Origin of the sequence: Rhizobium sp. BK275 (assembly GCF_014193555.1) — a bacterium.
In the GTDB taxonomy this organism is placed as follows: Bacteria; Pseudomonadota; Alphaproteobacteria; order Rhizobiales; family Rhizobiaceae; genus Rhizobium.
Window position 1 is genome coordinate 204,886 of sequence record NZ_JACHZL010000007.1, and the last position, 19,360, is coordinate 224,245.

Annotated in this window: 17 protein-coding genes and 2 pseudogenes; 9 read left to right on the forward strand and 10 right to left on the reverse strand. The window is 61.4% G+C overall.

From position 1 onward, the window contains the following. Positions 1-57: 57 nt before the first annotated feature. From FHT82_RS22230 to FHT82_RS22245, 4 genes are read right to left on the reverse strand one after another with little or no spacing between them, the layout of a single operon-like run. The gene (locus FHT82_RS22230; protein WP_183734844.1) at positions 58-831 is read right to left on the reverse strand and encodes an ABC transporter permease; all 774 of its coding nucleotides are present in this window, start codon (positions 829-831) and stop codon (positions 58-60) included. After that, a complete protein-coding gene (locus FHT82_RS22235) occupies positions 815-1,648 on the reverse strand; it encodes an ABC transporter ATP-binding protein (protein ID WP_183734845.1) in 834 nt (277 codons plus the stop codon). Before FHT82_RS22235 ends, FHT82_RS22230 begins: the two co-directional genes overlap by 17 nt. A 12-nt stretch (positions 1,649-1,660) precedes the next feature. Continuing rightward, positions 1,661-2,662, reverse strand: coding sequence for an ABC transporter substrate-binding protein (locus FHT82_RS22240; protein ID WP_183734846.1), 1,002 nt, complete (start codon positions 2,660-2,662; stop codon positions 1,661-1,663). Between the two features lie 45 nt (positions 2,663-2,707). Further along, entirely contained in the window at positions 2,708-3,790 is a 1,083-nt protein-coding gene (locus FHT82_RS22245; protein WP_183734847.1) for a 4-oxalomesaconate tautomerase, read from the reverse strand. A 114-nt stretch (positions 3,791-3,904) separates the two neighbouring features. Here FHT82_RS22245 and FHT82_RS22250 point away from each other — a divergent pair, with 114 nt between their 5' ends. Next, the gene (locus FHT82_RS22250; protein WP_183734848.1) at positions 3,905-4,804 is read left to right on the forward strand and encodes a LysR family transcriptional regulator; all 900 of its coding nucleotides are present in this window, start codon (positions 3,905-3,907) and stop codon (positions 4,802-4,804) included. Between the two features lie 110 nt (positions 4,805-4,914). Then, positions 4,915-5,226 carry a hypothetical protein gene (locus tag FHT82_RS22255; protein ID WP_183734849.1) on the forward strand — a complete coding sequence of 104 codons (312 nt, stop codon included), beginning with the start codon at positions 4,915-4,917 and terminating at the stop codon, positions 5,224-5,226. A gap of 13 nt (positions 5,227-5,239) precedes the next feature. Here FHT82_RS22255 and FHT82_RS22260 read toward each other — a convergent pair whose 3' ends face one another. Beyond that, positions 5,240-6,169 carry a LysR family transcriptional regulator gene (locus FHT82_RS22260; RefSeq protein ID WP_183734850.1) on the reverse strand — a complete coding sequence of 310 codons (930 nt, stop codon included), beginning with the start codon at positions 6,167-6,169 and terminating at the stop codon, positions 5,240-5,242. Positions 6,170-6,299: 130 nt separating this feature from the next. Between FHT82_RS22260 and FHT82_RS22265 the strand changes: the two genes are divergently transcribed. After that, positions 6,300-7,742 carry an MFS transporter gene (locus FHT82_RS22265; RefSeq protein ID WP_183734851.1) on the forward strand — a complete coding sequence of 481 codons (1,443 nt, stop codon included), beginning with the start codon at positions 6,300-6,302 and terminating at the stop codon, positions 7,740-7,742. A gap of 84 nt (positions 7,743-7,826) precedes the next feature. Here FHT82_RS22265 and FHT82_RS22270 read toward each other — a convergent pair whose 3' ends face one another. Continuing rightward, the gene (locus tag FHT82_RS22270) at positions 7,827-9,641 is read right to left on the reverse strand and encodes a chloride channel protein (RefSeq protein ID WP_183734852.1); all 1,815 of its coding nucleotides are present in this window, start codon (positions 9,639-9,641) and stop codon (positions 7,827-7,829) included. Between the two features lie 85 nt (positions 9,642-9,726). Here FHT82_RS22270 and FHT82_RS22275 point away from each other — a divergent pair, with 85 nt between their 5' ends. Both FHT82_RS22275 and FHT82_RS22280 read left to right on the forward strand, forming a co-directional pair. Beyond that, the gene (locus tag FHT82_RS22275) at positions 9,727-10,173 is read left to right on the forward strand and encodes a helix-turn-helix domain-containing protein (RefSeq protein ID WP_183734853.1); all 447 of its coding nucleotides are present in this window, start codon (positions 9,727-9,729) and stop codon (positions 10,171-10,173) included. A 13-nt stretch (positions 10,174-10,186) separates the two neighbouring features. Beyond that, on the forward strand, positions 10,187-10,642 hold the full coding sequence (locus tag FHT82_RS22280; protein WP_183734854.1) for a helix-turn-helix domain-containing protein: 456 nt from the start codon (positions 10,187-10,189) through the stop codon (positions 10,640-10,642). 78 nt (positions 10,643-10,720) lie between these two features. Here FHT82_RS22280 and FHT82_RS22285 read toward each other — a convergent pair whose 3' ends face one another. The 3 genes from FHT82_RS22285 to FHT82_RS22295 form a co-directional block, all read right to left on the reverse strand. Continuing rightward, complete coding sequence (locus tag FHT82_RS22285) at positions 10,721-11,299, reverse strand: OmpA family protein (protein WP_183734855.1); 579 nt, start codon at positions 11,297-11,299, stop codon at positions 10,721-10,723. Between the two features lie 4 nt (positions 11,300-11,303). Then, a complete protein-coding gene (locus tag FHT82_RS22290; RefSeq protein ID WP_183734856.1) occupies positions 11,304-11,726 on the reverse strand; it encodes a hypothetical protein in 423 nt (140 codons plus the stop codon). 121 nt (positions 11,727-11,847) lie between these two features. Beyond that, positions 11,848-12,483 carry a LysE family translocator gene (locus FHT82_RS22295; protein ID WP_183734857.1) on the reverse strand — a complete coding sequence of 212 codons (636 nt, stop codon included), beginning with the start codon at positions 12,481-12,483 and terminating at the stop codon, positions 11,848-11,850. A 357-nt stretch (positions 12,484-12,840) separates the two neighbouring features. Between FHT82_RS22295 and FHT82_RS22300 the strand changes: the two are divergent. The 3 genes and pseudogenes from FHT82_RS22300 to chrA all read left to right on the forward strand — a co-directional run bounded on the left by FHT82_RS22300 (position 12,841) and on the right by chrA (position 15,829). Then, positions 12,841-14,252 (forward strand): annotated as a pseudogene (locus FHT82_RS22300) (DUF1254 domain-containing protein). Between the two features lie 101 nt (positions 14,253-14,353). Next, a pseudogene (locus FHT82_RS22305) lies at positions 14,354-14,482 on the forward strand (EamA/RhaT family transporter); the annotation flags it as partial. A 135-nt stretch (positions 14,483-14,617) separates the two neighbouring features. Further along, entirely contained in the window at positions 14,618-15,829 is a 1,212-nt protein-coding gene (chrA, locus tag FHT82_RS22310) for a chromate efflux transporter (protein WP_183734858.1), read from the forward strand. Between the two features lie 189 nt (positions 15,830-16,018). On the opposite strand, the gene FHT82_RS22315 is transcribed toward chrA, so the two are convergent. Further along, a complete protein-coding gene (locus FHT82_RS22315) occupies positions 16,019-16,759 on the reverse strand; it encodes an ROK family protein (RefSeq protein WP_246698198.1) in 741 nt (246 codons plus the stop codon). 162 nt (positions 16,760-16,921) lie between these two features. Between FHT82_RS22315 and FHT82_RS22320 the strand changes: the two genes are divergently transcribed. Continuing rightward, positions 16,922-19,345 carry a glucan 1,4-alpha-glucosidase gene (locus FHT82_RS22320; protein ID WP_183734859.1) on the forward strand — a complete coding sequence of 808 codons (2,424 nt, stop codon included), beginning with the start codon at positions 16,922-16,924 and terminating at the stop codon, positions 19,343-19,345. Positions 19,346-19,360 lie beyond the last annotated feature (15 nt).

Below are 19,360 nucleotides of genomic sequence, written 5' to 3' on the forward strand. Positions count from 1 at the left end.
TCTTGGGCAAAAGGGAGAACGCTTGTGAACAGGCTTGTCTGTTACCGCTGAAAATCGTCATGCAGGCCGTTCGGAAACGCTCGTTCGCCACTTGATGAGGTGCTTTTCGGCGATGTCCAGGATGCTGTCGATAATCAGGACGAAGACGGCCAGGATCAGGATGCCTGCGAAAACGCCGACCGCATCGAAATTGCCTTCTGCCTGGGCGATGAGGTAGCCAAGACCAGCGGAAGAGCCAAGATATTCGCCGATGATCGCTCCAACGACGGCAAAGCCGACCGATGTGCGCAGGGAGGAGAGGATCCAGCTCGCGGCTGCCGGGAAATAGACGTGGCGGAGCAGATCCGACCGCCTGGCCCCTAAAATGCGGGCGTTCGACAGCACCACCGGGTTCACTTCCCGGACGCCTTGCAAGGCGTTGAAGAACGTGACGAAGAACACCAGCGTCACGGCGAGCGCCACCTTGGACCAGAGGCCGAGGCCGAGCCAGAGGACGAAGATCGGCGCAAGTACGACTCGAGGAATCGCGTTCAAGCCCTTGATGAAGGGGTCCAGAATACGCGCGGTCGAACGGCTGAGACCGAGCCAGACGCCTGCTGCTACACCAAGTGCCGTGCCGACCAGATAGCCGAGCACGGTTTCCGTCAGGGTGATGGCCACGTGGCTGTAGAAGCTGGTGTCCACCACCCAGGATGCGACCTGATTGAAGATGTCGACCGGAGCAGGAAAAAAGAAAACGTCGATGAAGCCGACCGCGACGCCGAGCTGCCAGCCGCCGACAATTGCTACCAAGAGCACGATTTGGATAAGGCGTTCAGTCATGGCGTTCATAGCTTTTCTCCACTTCGCCGCGCAGCGACGCCCAGATGTTGCGATAAAGATCCATGAAGCGCGGATCGAGCTTGATTTCCGCGACATCGCGAGGGCGTTCGAGATCGACGGGGAAGCTGTCGATCACGCGCGAACGCGGTCCGGCAGCAAGCACCACGACCCGATCACCGAGAGCAATTGCCTCCTCGAGGTCGTGCGTGATCATCACGACCGCGCGTCTTTCTTCCTGCCAAAGCCGCAACAGTTCGTTCTGCATCAGATGGCGGGTATGGATATCGAGCGCGGAGAAGGGTTCGTCCATCAGGATGACCTTGGGACCGGTGATCAGCGCCTGGGCCATCTGGACGCGCTTGCGCTGTCCGCCTGAAAGCTGGTGGGGATAGCGATGCTCGAACCCTTTCAGCCCGACTTTCGCCAGCCATCTCATCGACTGCTCGCGACGTTCGGCAGCACCGACACCCTTGAACATGGGTCCGAGCTCCACGTTCTCGATCGCGGTCTTCCACGGAAGCAATGCATCCTGCTGAAAGAGATAACCGATGTCGTTCTGAACCCCGCGTACCGGCTGACCGTCGATCGATACGGTGCCATCAGCAGGTTTCAGCAGGCCGGCGATTGCATTGAGTATTGTGCTCTTGCCGCAGCCGGTTGGACCAACGATGGCGAGGAACTCACCATCGGAGACTTTCAAGTTCACATCCTGCACGGCCACATAGGCGCCGAAGGCCATGGTGACCGAGTCGATGGAAACCATCGGCTTTGCCTGATGCGGACTGTCCGTCGGGGGTGCGGTTTTTTTCACTACGGTCAATGCCATGACCTCCTCCTGTCAGTTGGCTGCGACGTTCGGGACCTTGCCGACGAACTCGTTCGTGTAGGTTTTCGTAAGATCGATTTCAGCCGCGGCGACTTTTTCGTTGAAGCTCTTCAGGACGGCGAGGGGAATCTTGATATCTTCCTCGTTGATGCGCCCATCCTTCGAGAAGATCGCTTTCGCGTTCTCGACCGCCTTGACGTAGGTGTCCCGATCGCCGGAAATGAACTCCTTCGGCAGCTTGTCGACGATCTCCTCCGTCGAGTGGCTATTCATCCACTCGAGCGCTTTGACCGTCGCATTCGTGACCTTCTGGATGGTCTCCGGATTTTCCTCGATATAGCTCTGCGTGGCATAGAGGACGGAGGTCGGGTAAATCCCGCCATAGATCGCCTTCGCACCATCGTCGCTGCGCCCGTCGATCAGGATCTTGCCGACGCCCTTGGCCTCAATGAAGGTCGCTGCCGGGTCGTAGTTGACGAGGAGGTTGACCTTGCCCTGCTCAAGGGCCGCGACGGCGGCAGATCCGGAGCCAACGCCGATCAGCGAGACGTCGGCGGCGGACAAGCCGTTGCGCTGCAGGTAATAGCGGACGAAGAAGTCGGAAGACGAGCCCGGCGAGGTGATGCCGATTTTTGCGCCTTTGATCGTTTCCGGTTTTGCCGGATCGAAAGTGCTGTTCTTGCCGCCGGCCAGCACGAGCCCTGAATTGCGGGCAAGCTGCACGAACGCCACGACAGCCTTCTTCTGCGATTGCATCTGGATCGTATGGTCGTAGAAGCCGACGGCAATATCCGTCGAGCCGGCAACAAGCGCCTGAAGCGTCTTCGACCCGCCCGATGCGAAGTTTTCGACGGTCACCTCCAGGCCTTCCTTTTCATAAAGGCCGAGCCCCTGGGCGACCGGAAAGGGAAGATTGTTGAGGTTGTAAGAGCCAACGCTGATGCGGACCGGATCCGCAAATGCGGAACCGGCAAACACGACGGTTGCCGCGAGGGCGAGCATGAGCTTGCGCATGATATTCTCCTCCTGTTGGTGGCGCCCTCCCGGCGGCCACGGTTATTATGCCGCGTAACCCAGTCGCGCGACAGGTTTTGCGAATACGTGTCCTTCAAACAGCCGGCGGGCAGTGCGAAGAATTCCGGCGACGACCTGGCCGTCCCGCTCATACAGTTTGACGTCCAGGTGGCCGCTTGGGTGTTCTATGGAAAGAACGACTGGAGGGGTACGCCTGCCGATCAGAAGCGAAGCGACTGTATCCTGGCTGATACAGGCTGTGGCGATTCCCACGGCGCCCGTGGTTGCGAGCGACGGATGACATTGATGCGGCATGAAATACCGTACGCTGATGTCACCTCCCGACTTCGGCCGGGAAATGAGTACCGGCTTCGGCGTTACCTGATTGCGCACGTCGCCGAGGCCCATCCGTTCGCCAGCAGCGATACGCAGCTTTTCCAGCCGCGTCAGCAATTCCTCATCAGCATTGAGTTCAGCCGCCGATTCCGGGCCGGTTGCGCCGATCGCGGCGGCCTCGATCAACATCATCGGCATTGCGCAGTCGATGCAGGTGACAGCAACGCCATCGATCAAGTCGACCGGTTTGCCAGTGGGAAAGAGCTGCCCGGTACGAGCCCCGGCTGCGTCCATGAAGGTCAGTGCGATCGGCGCTGCACGTCCGGGCACGCCATCGATTGCAGCATCACCGAGATAGGAAACGCTGCCGTTTGGAGTGGGAACTTCGGCCTCGATCAGCTTGCCGGTGTTGACGTTATGGATCCGGACGAGCGTCGTTTCTCCGCGAACCGGGACGATTCCCGCTTCGATGGCAAACGGGCCGACCGCAGCCAGCATGTTGCCGCAGTTCGGGGAAGTGTCGACAATCTGTTGGTCGATCCGCACCTGCGCAAAGAGATAATCCACGTCGGCGCCGAAAATGCTCGCAGGCCCGACGATCGCCACCTTGCTCGTGACCGGATTGCCGCCGCCGATGCCGTCGATCTGCAACGGATGGCCCGAGCCCATGATGGACAGCAGGATCTCGTCGCGCTGACCGGCAGTCGCGGGAAGATCGCTTGCCAAGAAAAACGGACCCTTCGAGGTGCCGCCTCTCATCAATACGCAAGGGATCGCCAAAAGGTCGTTCATCGCTTGTGCTTCCATCAGAATTATGTCATCGCCGTATCAATCGGCGCCGTTTGATCCAATTATCGAAATAGGCGTTTATTTGTGAAATGCTAAGAATCGGAGGATTGATGCGTCATGAGCATTAATTGCGAGATCCTTGACCTTCGCGCATTCCTGAGCGTCGTAGAGTTGGAGAGCTTTCATCGCGCCGCCGAAGCCCTGCACCTGTCACAGCCCGCGTTGAGCCGCCGCATTCAAAAACTGGAGCAGGTTGTCGGAGCGCCGCTCCTAGAGCGGACAACCAGGCATGTCAGCGCCACGGCTCTCGGTACGGAGTTCGTGCCGCTCGTCCGACGCATGCTGGAGGAGTTCGATGGCTCTCTGTTTGCTGTCCGTGACGTTGGACCCAATCGGGGCGGATTGGTAACGATCGCATGCCTCCCCACCGCGGCATTCTACTTCCTGCCGACAGTCATCAGACAGTTCAACGAGGAGTATCCGAACATCCGCTTTCGCATCCTCGACTTGCCGGCGACCGACGGTCTTCAAGCCGTGGCTCGCGGGGAGGTTGAGTTCGGCATTAACATCATGGGCACGTCGGATCCGGACCTGACCTTCGAGCGGCTCGCGGAGGACCCATTCGTGCTTGCAGCGCGCAAGGATCACCCTCTTGCAGCAAAACCATGGGTCGGGTGGGCGGAACTGGAGCCCTATCCTCTGATCACGGTTCACCGATCGAGCGGCAACAGGACGCTGCTCGATGCAGCATTGGCAAAATCGAACATCAAGCTTCGCTGGTTCTACGAGGTAACCCATCTGTCCACCTCCCTCGGGTTGGTGGAGGCGGGCCTCGGGATTTCTGTATTGCCAAGAATGGCTACCCCAAGAGAGGACCATCCGTTTCTGATCACCCGCCCGATCCGCAATCCCGAGATATCACGCACGATCGGCGTGGTTCGCCGTCGCGGCGGCACCCTGTCACCGGCAGCGGAGCGTTTTCTCAAGATGCTGATTGGCGTGTGGGGAAATGATTGAAAGACGCTGAGAAATCGGCAGCAGCAAAACCGGAAGTCTCAGTTCCGCCGACTTCGCGCCGGCAAGTCCCGCACGGGAACGATTCCTTTCCGTTCAACAAGGGTTTGAGAATGATCGAGACAATGACGATTGCGGCCGCCACACTGCTGTTGACGGCTCACTATGCCGGCGCCTCCAGCGATGCCGCATGGAATGCGCTCTTTGCCAAGGTGAACGGCACGTGCATCGGTCAGTCGGGCATGGATACGCCCGAGGCGACCGCTCCGATCGTGTTCGATGACGCCACAGGCAAGGTAGCCGTTCTGTTGCGCGGCTCGATGGGCAAGGGCAAGAGCCGGGTCAAGAACGTCAACCTGATCTGCCTTTACGACAAGAAGACCGGCAAGGCTTCGATCGAGGAATATCGCTGGCTCGGCCGGTGACGCCTTGCGGCCATCATGCATGCGTCTGCTGGCCGACACCTGCTCTGAAAGCATCCGGCCGAGCAGCAAGATGCTCGGCCGCGAAATCCACGAAGGCCCGAACCTTCGGGGACAATTGGCGATTTGACGGCCAGACGAGCGACAACGACCCAAACGCGACCATGTATGACGTCAGGACGGGAACGAGCGATCCCGTGCGGATATGGGCCGCCGCTACATAAACCGGCAGGTGCGCGATACCCAAACCATCCAGCGCGGCCCGCAGGCCGGCATCCGTATTGTTGAACGTCAGGCTGCTCGGCAAGATCAGTTTTTCGTTCGGAGGAGCAAAGGCCCAGAGCGCAAGGCGGCCGCTGGTCGGATATTTGAAATGAATGCAGGCATGTTCCGCAAGGTCAGCCGGCACCGTTGGCAGCGTATGGCGATCGAAATAGCCGGGGCTTGCGCAGACGACAAAATGCTGCTCGCCGAGACGGCGGGCGATTAGACTTGTATCGGCGAGTTCCCCGCTGCGAATGGCGACATCCAGCCCTTCTGCGACGAGATCGGCGACGCGATCTTCAAAATCGATATCCAGTTCGATCTCGGGATATCGCTCAACGAAGGCCGGCAGGATGGGCATCAACAGATGATGGCCGACGATATGGGCGACACTGATGCGCAGGCGCCCCCTCGGACGCTTCCGGCTTTCTATTAGACTTGCCTCGGCATCTTCGAGGTCATCGATGATGCGCTTGCAGCGTTCGTAGAAGGCCGCACCTTCCTCCGTGAGGCTGATGTTACGCGTCGTCCTGTTGAACAACCGAACACCAAGCCGTGCTTCGAGGCGAGCGATCGCCTTGCCGATGGCCGAAGGAGACACGCCGGCGACGCGGGCCGCCGCCACATAGCTGCGTCGTTCGGCGGCGTGAACGAAGGCAGAAAGGCTGCTGAAACTATCCATGACTGCATTATTAAGGACATTCTGTCATTAATGTAAGTCCATCCCGCGTAATTGTCCAATATTCAAGACAGGATATCGTTTTCGTCGCAGGTCCAATCCAGTTCCTGCTTTCCTTCAACCGGAGACGAAAATGACATTGATACAGGGGGAACGCCGGCGCGCAGGAGCAATTTCCTCGCTCGCGGTGCTATTGGCAGGAAACTTCGTCACGATCCTCGATCTTTTCATAGTCAACGTTGCGCTCCCCGACATTCAACGGGACCTGCACGCCTCGAATGCCGAATTGCAGATGATCATGGTGGCTTACAGCGTCTCCTATGGCGCAATGCTGCTCAATGGGGCGCGGCTGGGCGACTTTTACGGCCGGCGGCGCATGTTTCTCTCCGGCATGGCAATCTTTGCACTGGCGTCCTTGCTGTGCGGCATGGCCTTGTCGCCCTGGAGTCTCATCGTCTCACGGGCACTGCAGGGCATCGGGGCAGCCCTGCTGATGCCGCAGGTCTACGCGTCGCTGCGACTGTTGTTCAATGGCGACGAGCGTCGGCAGGCTTTTGCGGTGATGGGCGCGGTGCAAGGTATCGCAGGCGCAGCCTCGCAACTGCTCGGCGGCGGCCTGATGGCACTCGATGTCGGCAGCCTCGGCTGGCGCCTGATCTTCTTTATTAACCTGCCCATCGCCGCCTATGCCCTCATTGCCGGGAGGTTCATCATTGAAACCAGAGAAGCGACATCGGCAGGGCTCGACCTCACGGGAGCATTGCTCGGCGCCTTGGCCCTCACGGCAGCCCTATTGCCGGCGATGGTGGGGCAAGAACAACATTGGCCATGGTGGGCGATCCTCGGCTTGTTGTCGTCGGTGCCTTTGTTCGCAGCCTTCATCGCCTATGAAAACCGCTTGATGCGGCGCGGCGGCGCTCCCATCATCGATCCCTCGCTGTTCAGGAACGGCGGCGTGGCCCTCAGCATATTGGCGTCGTTTCTGTTTTTCTCGGCGATCAGCTCGTTCTCGCTGTCGCTGACGATTTTCTTGCAGGTCGGCCTTGGCCGGACCCCTTTGCAGGCGGCCATGCTGTTCCTGCCATCCACAATCGCGTTCTTCGCCGGCTCCCTGGTCTCGGCCCCGCTTGCGAAACGGTTGCGGCATCACGCGCCAACGCTAGGTATGGGCATCTTCGGCTTAGGCTTGCTGCTGGCAGTCATTGGCGGCCTTGTCGGCGGAGAGACATCAGCGTTGACTATCTCCGTGATTCTCCAAGGGTTTGGCCAGGGAATTGTCATCCCGCTTCTGCTCAACATGGTTCTAAGTACCGTTACAAATGCCGAAGCCGGGATGGCGTCAGGCGTCTTCAGCACAATACAGACCACAGGTTCGGCTTTCGGCGTGACGATCGTCGGTATGATCCTGTTCGGCATGACCGACGGGAGCGGTTCAGAACCTGGTTCCGCTGTTCGAACTGCCGGCGTCGATGGGTCAGCGTTCGCAGGTGCAACGCTCTATAATTTGGTCGCTGTTACTCTGGGCTTCGTTCTCTTCCGCGCCTTACAAATGGGCAACAATGGACCACGCACATAGGGCGGTCCTGCATCTTGCAGTGAACGGGCTCTCCGCCGTCACGGGCTGACGGCGGCTTTCACCGATATAGCAGGTGCTTGAGCTTCATCTGCGCCCTTCATTTGTCCGGCGCGGTCCGAAATAGGGCCGGCGCTCCGTCTCGGTGGCCCTTAGCTGATAGCGAAGCCGCAGCAGGTCCTTGCGGGCGACGAGGCCGCGCAATTGCCCGTTTTCAGGGTCGACGATCGGAATGCGGCCGGCATCGGTTGCGAGCATCAGATCGGCGACGTAGCCGACCGTATCGTCGGGATGGGCTAACGGCAGCGACGCATCGGAGATGAAATCGCCGAGCATCTGGTCGGTGAGGGTGCCATCCTGCTGCCAGCGCAGCGCATCGCCGCGTGACACCAGTCCCTTCACGATACCCTTGCTATCAACGACGGGATAAACCCGGTGGGTCTTCGGTATGGTGACGAAGAAACTGGTGGCTTCGCCAACCGTCATATCGGCCGGGAACGTATCGACTTGCCTGATCATGATATCGCGGGCGCGGGAGAATTCGAAGGGGTCGATGCCATATTCACGGGTGATGTGCTGGCCGCGGCGGGCGATCTTTTCCGTCAGGATCGAGCGGCGCAGAAGGAGAACCGTGACCGCATAGGCGGAGACGGTTGCCGCCAGCAGCGGCAGCAGCGAAGAGACATCGCCCGTCAGCTCCACGGCGAAAAAGGTGCCGGTCAGCGGCGCGCGCATGGTGCCGCCCATCATGGCGGCCATGCCGAGCAGCGCCCAGAAGCCGGGATCGCCGGGAAGGAAAAGGCCGACCAGCCAGCCGAGCGCGCCGCCGAAGATCAACAGCGGCGCCAGCACGCCACCCGATGTGCCCGATGACAGGGCGACCAGCCAGATCGCTGCCTTGACCAGCAGGATCGTCAGCACGGCGGCCGGCAATATGGAGCTGTTCAGCAAGCCGTCGATGATATCGTAACCGACGCCGAGCGCGCGCGGCTCGATCAGGCCGCCGAGGCCGATGAAGAGGCCCCCGAGCGCCGGGCACCACATCCAGTGGATCGGCAGGGCCTCGAAGAGATCTTCGATCTTGTAGAGCAGCGTCGTCAGGATGCCGGATTGCAGCCCGGCGATGATACCCATGGCAGCGCAGAGCAGGATGCCCCACCAGGGCAGGTCCATATGGAACTGCTTGGGAAAGAGCGGGCCGGCCTGAAACAGGAAGGGACGCCAGCAGATCGATACACAGGCGGCGACCGCGACCGGAATGAAGCTGCGCGGCTTCCATTCAAACAGCAACAGTTCGACGGCGAGCATGATGGCGGCGATCGGCGAGCCGAAGATCGCCGTCATGCCGGCCGCGGCACCCGCGACCAGCAGCGTCTTGCGCTCGGCCGAGCTCAGGTGAAAGCACTGGGCAAAGAGCGAGCCGATCGCGCCGCCCGTCATGATGATCGGGCCTTCCGCGCCGAAGGGGCCGCCGGTGCCGATCGAGATCGCCGATGAGAGTGGCTTCAGGATCGCCACTTTCGGCGACATGCGGCTGCCGCCGATCAGGATCGCTTCGATTGCCTCGGGAATGCCGTGGCCGCGGATCTTTTCGGAACCGAAGCGAGCCATCAACCCGATGACGAGGCCGCCGATGACGGGAATGAGAACTATCCAGACCGAACGCGGCGCCTGCGCCATCGAGACGGCCGCGATGCTGAAGCGGTGAAACCAGACGAGGTTCGTCACCAGCGAGATGAGACTGACCAGTACCCAGGCGGCAAAGGCGCCGCCGGTGCCGACGATCAGCGCCATACCGATGAGAGCAAGAACGCGTTTATCCGTGGTGAAATCGCCGGCCTCGCGGCGGGAGAGGCCACCCATGAAATCATGGGAGCGATGTGGGATTTTCTGGGGAGGCATTGCAGGTCCTGTTGACGGCTTCGTTCCTGCCGCAAATATATCGTAGTACGATACAAATCAACAGACAAAAACAGGAGCTGTAATCATGTCGAACAAAGACCGCGCTCTATCTGAAATCGAATTTGAAGCGCTTGCCAACCTGAGATACAGGATTCGCAAGTTTCGCCAATTCAGCGCAAAGGCCGCCGATAAGCTCGGCCTGACGGGGCAGCAGCATCAGGCGCTTCTGGCGATCAAGGGGCTGGGCATCGGGGACCGGATGAGCCTGTCCGATCTTGCGGACAAGCTTTTTCTGACGCCGGATGAAGCCGCGGAACTGGCGGCGTCGCTGCAGGAGGCCGGCCATGTCACGATCGAAACGAAGCACAAACGCCGGCCGGCCGTGATGTTGACAGCGCAGGCAGAAGAGCTATTGCACCGTCTGACATCAGCCCATCTCTATGAGATCCGCGAGATGGCGCCGGAACTGATGCAGGCACTGCGCATGCTTGGGGATCACCGGCAGATGGAAGTGGCCGCATGGATGCAGTGATCGCAGAGGACGCATGGTGAAGAAGCCGAAAGACGATCTGACGGATGCCGATTACGAGGCGCTGTCGAACCTGCGTTATACGCTGCGTCGGTTCATGGATTTCAGCGCCTCGGCCGCGCAGGAGGAGGGGCTGCCGGCGCAGCAGCATCAAGCGCTGCTTGCGATCCGCGGCTATCGCGGGGAAGACGCCATGACGATCGGCATCCTTGCCGAGCGCCTGCTGATCGCCCCGCATTCGGCGACCGAACTCGTCGGCCGCCTGGTCGCCGCAGGCTATGTCTTGCGCCAGACGGACCCGGCCGACAAGCGGCGGCAGACGCTGGAGCTGACCAAAAAGGCCGACGACATCCTGGAGCGGCTGACGGCCATTCATCTGACCGAAATCCGGGACATGGCGCCGCGGCTCATCGATATCCTGCGGGGTCTGCAGGCCGGCGGCGAACTCGATATCAACCCCTGGTCACGCTGACGGTCAGGCCCGTGTGTATTCGCCTGTTTCAGGTGATGGCGGATGCCAGGTCAGCCGGACGCGCGGCGGATATTTGCCTCATGGTTTCCGCGTGAAGACACCGAGATTGTAGAGCTGGACGCGCCTGTTATTGGCGGCCTCCGATTTCGAGCCCTCGATCGGGAAATATTCGCCGACACCGACCGCATAGAGACGGCTGGCATCGACGGCAAATGTCGTCGAAAGAATCTCCTTGATCGCTTCAGCTCGCTGCTGGCTGAGGTCGAGATTGTGCTGGTCGGTGCCGGTCGAACTCGTATGGCCGACGACGAGGAACTTGTAGGCCCAGAGGTTCGGGTGATGCAGCGCATCGGCGATCATGCCGAGCGTGCGGTAGGATTCCGGCTCGATGGCGACGGAATCGTTCGCGAAGTCGATCTCTACTACCATCTGCGGCAGGCGCGCGACCTTGCTCCAGTTCGGCAGGCCGGACATCTGTTTTCCGGACCCGTTCATGGCCTCTTGTCTCAGCAGTTCGACGTCGACGATGGGCGCTGCCCCCTGAAGCTTTCCGAGGCCGTTGATGATCCGCTCCTGGGAGACCTGCTGCGCAAGCGCAAGTGCGGGCAAGAGGAGGGCGGCAGCAAAGCCGGCGAGGGCGATTTTTCTTGACATCATGACCTTACCTCCAGCCTGCATCTGATATTGCCTGATTGCACTGGGCACTGATCGTTTTCTGCTTTTTGGCCAGGCATGCGAGAATATAGCCGTCGCCGACGACGCCATTGCAGCGCCGCGCCATGTCGGTGGCGCAGACCTTGCTGTAGGCCGTCTGCGCCTGCTCCCGCTTCTGGATCGATGCAGCGACACTCGCAAGCGTGGATGTGCAAGTTGGCGAGACCTTGCCCGCATTCTGGGCGAGGCAATCGGCGATCCTGTTATTGCCGAGGTTCAGCCCCTTGCAGAGCTTCTTGATATCGGCGCCGCAATCTTTCGCGAGCACGGTGATCGCATCGGCATAGCTGATCGTGTCTGCCTTCGCCGCACCCGTCGAGGCGATGACGACGATCGCCGCCGCGCCAATCAGTCTCCATATTCCAGGCATGCGTAGCCCTCCTGCTGCGGCGCCGGGATGGCGCCCCCTCGGGGCTATTGAATGCAGATCGGGAGAGTTCGGATAAGTACGTTACCGTAAACTCGCTGTAAATCAGCAGGCGAGGGTACTGTTACGTGCTCGCCCGCCGATAGAGTGCCAAGGAGCCGGCAAGCGTCAGCAAGGCGCCGCCGCAGATCCGGTCGAGCCAGAGCGCGCCCGATTTCCTGAGCAGCCGGACGGCCTGCGAGCCGAGCAACGCGTAGCCGAACATGACCATGAAATCGATGGCGGCGAAGACGAGGGCGAGCATGGCATATTGCTCGACCTGCGGACCCGAGGGATCGATGAATTGCGGCAGGAAGGCCGAGAAGAACAGGTAGCCCTTGGGGTTGGTGACGGCGACGAGAAAACTCTTCAGAAAGATCGTCACCACCGAGCCGGATGCGTTCCCGCTTTCGGAGCGCAGCGAGACATCCAGCGTTCCCTTCGAACGCAACAGCATGACACCCAGGAAGGCGAGGTAGCAGACACCGACCCATTTGACGACGGTGAACCAGAATTCCGAGGCGGCGAGCAGGGCACCAAGACCCAACGCGACTGCACCGATCAGCACGAAGTCGGACATGACGGCACCGATCATGCCCGATATCGCCCGGCGCACCCCGAATTTCGATCCGTTCGTCAGCGCGAGAAGCACGGTCGGGCCGGGCGTGGCGATGCCGATGAATGCCACGAGCGCAAATGCAAGAACCGTCATTTCAGTCATATCGTCCTCCTCCGTGTCGGGAATCGAGTTATGGCATTCACCTGACATTTGCGGAAGGGTCTTCAAGGAAAGCCAATAGCCTGCACCGGATCGAAGCACAGAGTTCTGTCTCCCGGCCATTTACGGCGCCGTTTACTGTAACGTACTTCCGGTTATACGGCCCTTATGTTTCGCTCGGGTCGCTCAGCAGGTCCCATCAGCTTGGCGATCCTGGTTTCGCCAAGGATGCGCCAGTCTCAATCGAGGTCCTGCCGGGTTCTTCATTTTGTTCCGGGGGAAACGCACATGACAGTTCAATTTGGTATCAGACGCTTGTTGCGAACGCCTCTGTCGTTCGTCTTCCTGTCAATTGCTTCGATGGCCATTCCGGCCGTACCTGACGCCAAGGCCACTTCGCTGACGGAACAGGAAGCGCGTGAGATCGGCATCGAAGCCTATGTCTATTTTTATCCGATGATAACGATGGACATCACGCGCAAGCAATTGACCAACATGGAACCGAAGGAGGGGGGCATCGGCGGGCCGGCCAACCGGTTCGCCAATGTCCGCGCCTTTCCGACTGCAGACATGAAAGCCGTGGTCCGGCCGAATTTCGACACGCTCTATTCAAGCGGCTGGCTCGATCTGACGAAGGAACCGGTGGTCGTTACCGCGCCGGATACCGCAGGCCGCTATTACCTCTTGCCGATGCTGGACATGTGGACGGATGTGTTTGCCGCGCCGGGCTGGCGAACGACCGGAACATCGGCCGGAAATTTCCTGATCGCGTCGCCCGGCTGGAGGCCCGACCTTCGCGACAGGTTCGACGAATTCAAGCTGCCTGACGGGACCGAACGGATCGATGCTCCAACACCCTATGTCTGGATTATCGGCCGCACCAAGACCGATGGCCCTGATGACTACGATGCTGTTCACAAGATCCAGGACGGTTACAAGATCACCCCGCTGTCGCAGTGGGGCAAAGACGCCAAGCCGGCCAAGGTCAAGATAGACCCTTCCGTCGACATGAAGACCCCGCCGAAGACGCAGGCCGATACGGCTTCGGCGGAAGACTATTTCGCTTACGCAGCCGAACTCCTGAAACTTCACCCGCCGCACAGCACCGATCAGCCGATCATTGCCCGGTGAAGCGGATCGGCATCGAGCCTGGCAAGAGCTTCGATCTCTCCAAGGCCGATCCTGTCGTCCAGAAAGCGTTGAAGACGGCGCCGCAGGATGGCCAGGCGCTCATGGGCTGGAAGATGAAAACATTGGCACGCGTGGTCAATGGCTGGTCGATGAATACCGACACGATGGGCGTCTATGGCAATTACTACCTGAAACGCGCGATCGTGGCGCAACAGGGACTTGGCGCCAATCTGCCTGAAGACGCCATCTATCCACTGAACCTTGCGGATGAAACCGGCAACCCGCTGGATGGACGAAGCAGTTACACGATCCATTTCGAAAAGGAGGCCATACCGCCGGTCAACGCTTTCTGGTCGGTCACCCTCTATGACAGTGACGGCTTCCAGGTCGCCAATCCGCTTAACCGTTTCGCCGTCAGCAGCTGGATGCCGTTCCAGTTCAACGCCGACGGCTCGCTCGACCTCTATTTCCAGACGGAAAGCCCCGGCAAGGACAAGGAATGGAACTGGCTGCCGGCGCCGAACGGCCCGTACAATCTGACGATGAGGCTCTATGCGCCGAAGGGCAGCACGTTGATCGGCAAGTGGAACCCGCCGCCGGTGACGCGTGCGGCTGCAGCGGCTCCGCTCGCTGCCCAGTGACAAGGCGAAGTGCATCGGAGGCTTTGCGGGCACGCGATGACCCAAGCGCGTCCCGCAAGTCTTTCTTTTCCAACGACAGTTCGGCCTGCATCGAAGCACTCGTCGCGATCGGTGTCGTCTTCCTCGGCGAAACGCTGTCATCTACGGCAGGCCTTGGTCTTGCCTGCGTCATGGCCGGTGTCATCGCAATGACGCTGCCGGCCCGAACGCGCGTCCGTCAAGCTGCGTGATCCGTGCCGGCAAGACTACAAAATCTGCAATGGTTTATTCGACTGACAGCGAAAATCACCTGTTGTCATCGTGCCGTCATTAATGATGAGGATATGGGTCGGCACAATGGGGATATCGGCGTGGATGCAACGGAAATGACTGGGAAGAAGACGGCCGTTCCATCGGCGGGAACGCCTGCGGAAGTCTTCGGTGCCTTCCTGAAGCTTGGCCTCACCTCGTTCGGCGGACCGATCGCGCATCTCGGCTATTTCCGCGACGAGCTCGTGACGCGGCGCAAATGGATCGACGAGAAGGGCTATGCCGATCTCGTCGCCCTCTGTCAGTTTCTTCCCGGTCCCGCATCGAGCCAGGTCGGCTTTGCGATGGGCCTCTTGCGCGGCGGACCGCTGGGGGCGCTTGCGGCGTGGAGCGCATTCACGCTTCCGTCCGCCCTGATCCTCTTCATCTTCGCGACTGCCGCCACCGCGCTCGACAATCCCGCCGGGCAGGGCCTGCTGCATGGATTGAAGCTCGTCGCCGTGGCGGTCGTGGCACAAGCCGTCTGGGGCATGGCACGATCGCTGACACCCGACAGGCCGCGCGGCGACATCGCGCTGGCCGCGATTTTCATGGTGATAGCAGGAGGGACGTTCGGCCAGCTCGCAGCCATCGTGCTGGGTGCCGTTTCAGGGCTCGTCCTTTGCCGCGGGGCCGCGGTCGAACAGCGGACAAGTTTCTCGTTCGGAATATCGCGCTCTGCAGGCGTCATCTGCCTGCTGGCGTTCCTGCTCCTGCTGTTCGGATTGCCGCTCATCGCGTCCATCATGGATTCGCAGGGGTTGCGCCTTTTCGATGCCTTCTATCGCTCGGGTGCGCTGGTGTTCGGTGGCGGACATGTCGTCCTGCCGCTGCTCGAGACAGAGGTCGTGCGGTCGGGCTGGGTTTCGGAAAACGCGTTTCTCGCCGGTTACGGCGTTGCACAGGCGGTCCCCGGTCCGCTCTTTACGTTTTCGGCCTATCTCGGAGCCGTGATGGGGCCGTCTCCCAACGGTGTCGCGGGCGCAGCCATCTCTCTGATCGCTATCTTTCTGCCCGGCTTTCTGCTGCTGCTCGGCACCTTGCCTTTCTGGGACAGGCTCAGCACCTATCCGCTGGCGCAGGCGGCCATGCGTGGAGCAAACGCAGCCGTGGTCGGCGTGCTGGGTGCGGCCCTCTACAATCCGGTATGGACAAGCGCGGTCCTCACATCGACCGATTTTGCCCTTGCCCTGTCCGGCTTCCTTCTGCTGGTCGTCTGGAAGGCGCCGCCATGGATCGTCGTGCTGCTGATGGCAGCAAGTGCGATCCTGCTGCAGCTTTCCGCTTGACGGCTGGAACGAGGCGTGGTTTCGCCGGGGAGCAGCACGCGATGGCCTGCCTCGTGGTCAACGACCAGTGACACCGGCCAGCCGCTGTCTTATCGGATGGGCAGAGCCGAAGCTGGTTTGGAGTTCGACCAGGTCGGTGATCAGCTTCCGGCCCAATGTGGCCGTCAGGCTTGCCCGTTCGGGTGCCGCTCACAGCCGCAGGCTTTCATCCAGCCAGATCCGGAAACCGCCGCGGAAGGCGTTGTCGTTGTTGCCGCGCCGACAATTCGGCGGCAATTCCTTGAGGCGTTCGACATTGCCGCCGCCGATAACGATGTAATCGGGCAGCAGGGCGGCACTCAGGCGATCGGCGACGTCGAAGACGGACTTTCGCCATCTGCCTTTGCCGCGGCCTTCCAGGCCGCGTTCGCCGACATAATCTTCGAATGTCGCCTTCTTGTAGGGCATGTGCGCCAGTTCGAGCGGCATGCAGACGTTTTCGGCGATCATGGCCGAGCCGAGACCGGTGCCGAGGCCGAGGAAGAGCATGCGGCCGGCCTCATAGCTGCCGATCGCCTGCATCAGCGCGTCGTTGACCATGCGCACGGGCTTGCCGAGGGCTGTCTCGAAATCGAAACCCTTCCATCCCGGCCCGAGGTTGAACGGATCGGCCGCCGGGCGATGAGCGGCGACAGGGCCGGGATAACCCATGGCGACGAGGTCATAGTGCCAGTCGGCGGTGAGATCGCCGAGTGCGTCCACCATCCTGGCCGCCGTCATCTTGGACCCTGAAACGACCGAGCGTCGCTCGCTGCCGCTGCTGAGTTCCGCTTTCACATGCGAGCCGCCGATATCGACGGCGAGCACGATGCGGCTGGCAGATACCGCCGCTTTCGGCTTGCTGCGCTCGCTTGTCTGTTTTGCTTCAGATGCTTCCGTCATGTCAGCCATGCCTGACGCTCCTCCCGGGCAACGCCCGCTTCAGCTCCCCGCGCGATCCTATCCGGCGCAAGATCAGCGGCAACTGTCAAGGGCGGTATATTGCGGATCACTGAATTTCGTCACAGGATGTCGCGCTCGATGAGGAGCACAGCCTGAGCGGAGGAACTGCACTTGGCCTTTCCGACATCGCCACCCGGTTCCGTCGTGCCGCCTGGGGCGCCGGGCATCGAACCCCGCTGGACCTCGAGCGACAAGAGCGCGGTCGGTACATCAGTCAATTCGGCGAGCTGCGTCTGGTTCACGGCCAGCCACGGCATCCTCAACGAGATCTACGCGCCACGACTCGATATGGCCTGCGTGCGCGATTTCGGCTTCATCGTCACGGCGGAGAATTATTTCTCCGAGGAAAAGCGGGATGCCGATCACAGCGTACAGGCGATCGAAGACGGCGTTCCGGCCTTCCGCCTCGTCAATACCGCCCGCGACAGGCGCTATCGCATCACCAAGACCATCTTTTCGGACCCGGAACGCGAGGTCGTGCTGCAGGACATCCGCTTCGAGGCATTGACGGGCAATCTCTCCGACTACCGGCTGCACGCGCTGATCGCCCCGCATCTCGTCAATGGCGGCGGCGACAACACCGGCTGGTATGCCGATTTCAAGCGCAGGCCGATGCTGTTTGCCGAAGGCTCCGGGCGGGCGCTTGCGGTTGCTGCGTCGGTGCCCTGGCTCGCCCGCTCGGTGGGCTATGTCGGCTTTTCCGACGGCTGGCAGACATTGTCGCGCGGCCAGGGGCTGAGGCAGGAATATTGCCGTGCCACCTCAGGCAATGTCGCGCTGTCAGGCACGCTCGACATCCAGGCAGGCGAGGCCCAAGCTCAGCAGGGAAGGGCGCTGATCGCCATCGGCTTCGGCACGCAGCCGGAGGAGGCAGCCTTGCGCACCCTTCTCAGCTTGGAGCAGGGCGCCGAGCCGGCGCTGAAGCACTATCGCAGCGGCTGGCGGGAGTGGCAGGCCGGCCTGCTTGGGTTGGACGAGCCGCATGATCCTGATAAACTGAACCGCTACCGCGTCAGTACCGGCGTGCTCGCCACCCATCGCGACGATGCCTCGGGTGCCATCATCGCCAGCCTTTCCATCCCCTGGGGTTTCAGCAAGAGCGACGACGACCTTGGGGGTTATCACCTGGTCTGGACGCGCGACCTGGTGGAGACGGCGGGCGGCCTGCTTGCCGCAGGCGCTACAGCTGACGCGCGCTCCGTGCTCGACTATCTCGCTGTCATCCAGGAGGCGGACGGCCATTGGGTGCAGAATGCATGGCTCGATGGAAGGCCCTACTGGTACGGCATCCAGATGGACGAGACGGCCTTTCCGATCCTGCTCTACGACATGCTGCTGCGATCGGGCGCGGTCAGCGCCTCGGAGGCCAGCCGCTATCTGCCCATGATCGAGGCGGCAGCGGGCTACATCGTTCGGAATGGTCCTGCTACGCAGGAGGACCGCTGGGAGGAAGATGCCGGCTACTCGCCCTTCACGCTCGCCGTCGAAATTGCCGGTCTGCTTGCAGCTGCCGATGCGGTGGAAGCCGCCGGGCGGCTGGATGCGGCGCGCTATCTGCGCGAGGTGGCCGATGGCTGGAACGAGCGCATCGAGGAATGGACCTACGCCAGCGATACGGACCTGTCGCGCAGCCTCGGTATCGAGGGCTATTACGTGCGCATCGCCTCGGCCACGGATGGCAGCCTGTCACTGAGGCGCGACTTCATTCCGATCCGCAATCGCGACGATGGCGAGGAGGTGCTGGAAGCGGACCTGCTGATCAGCCCGGATGCGCTGGCGCTGGTGCGCTTTGGCCTGAGGGCCGCCGACGATCCGCGCATCATCGGCACGGTCGCGGCGATCGATGCGCAATTGCGCCGCGACCTTCCGGCCGGTCCCTACTGGTATCGCTACAATGACGACGGCTATGGCGAGCGCATTGGCGGCGCGCCCTTTGCCGGCAGCGGTGTCGGCAGGCTCTGGCCGCTGCTGACAGGCGAGCGCGCTCATTACGAACTGGCCGCCGGACGTGCGGACGAAGCGCGGCGCATGCTCGCCGCGCTCGAAGCCTCGGCGAGCCAGGGCGGGCTCTTGCCCGAGCAGATCTGGGACAGCGAGGACGTGCCGGAACGTGAGCTTTTCCTCGGCCGCCCCTCCGGCAGCGCCATGCCGCTGGTCTGGGCGCATGCCGAACATATCAAGCTGCTGCGGTCGCTGCGCGACGGCGTGATCTTCGACAGGCCGTCACAGACTTTTGCCCGCTATGTCGCAGCCAAGCCGGCGCCGGCGCCGTTTTCCTGGCGGCTGACGGCCCGACGCGACCAGATTCCGGCGGGCCGTGAGCTGCGCATCGAACTGCCGTCACCCGCGCGCGTACGCTGGTCCACCGACGGCTGGACAAGCGCCACCGACAGCCCGTGCCGCGACACCGGTTTCGGCATGCATGTCTTCGACCTGCCGACGCGGACGCTCGGCCCCGCCAGTGTCGACTTCACGATCTTCTGGACGGATATACAGCGCTGGGAAGGCACGGATTTCCGGATCGAGGTGGTGTGAGGGGGCGGACCGGCC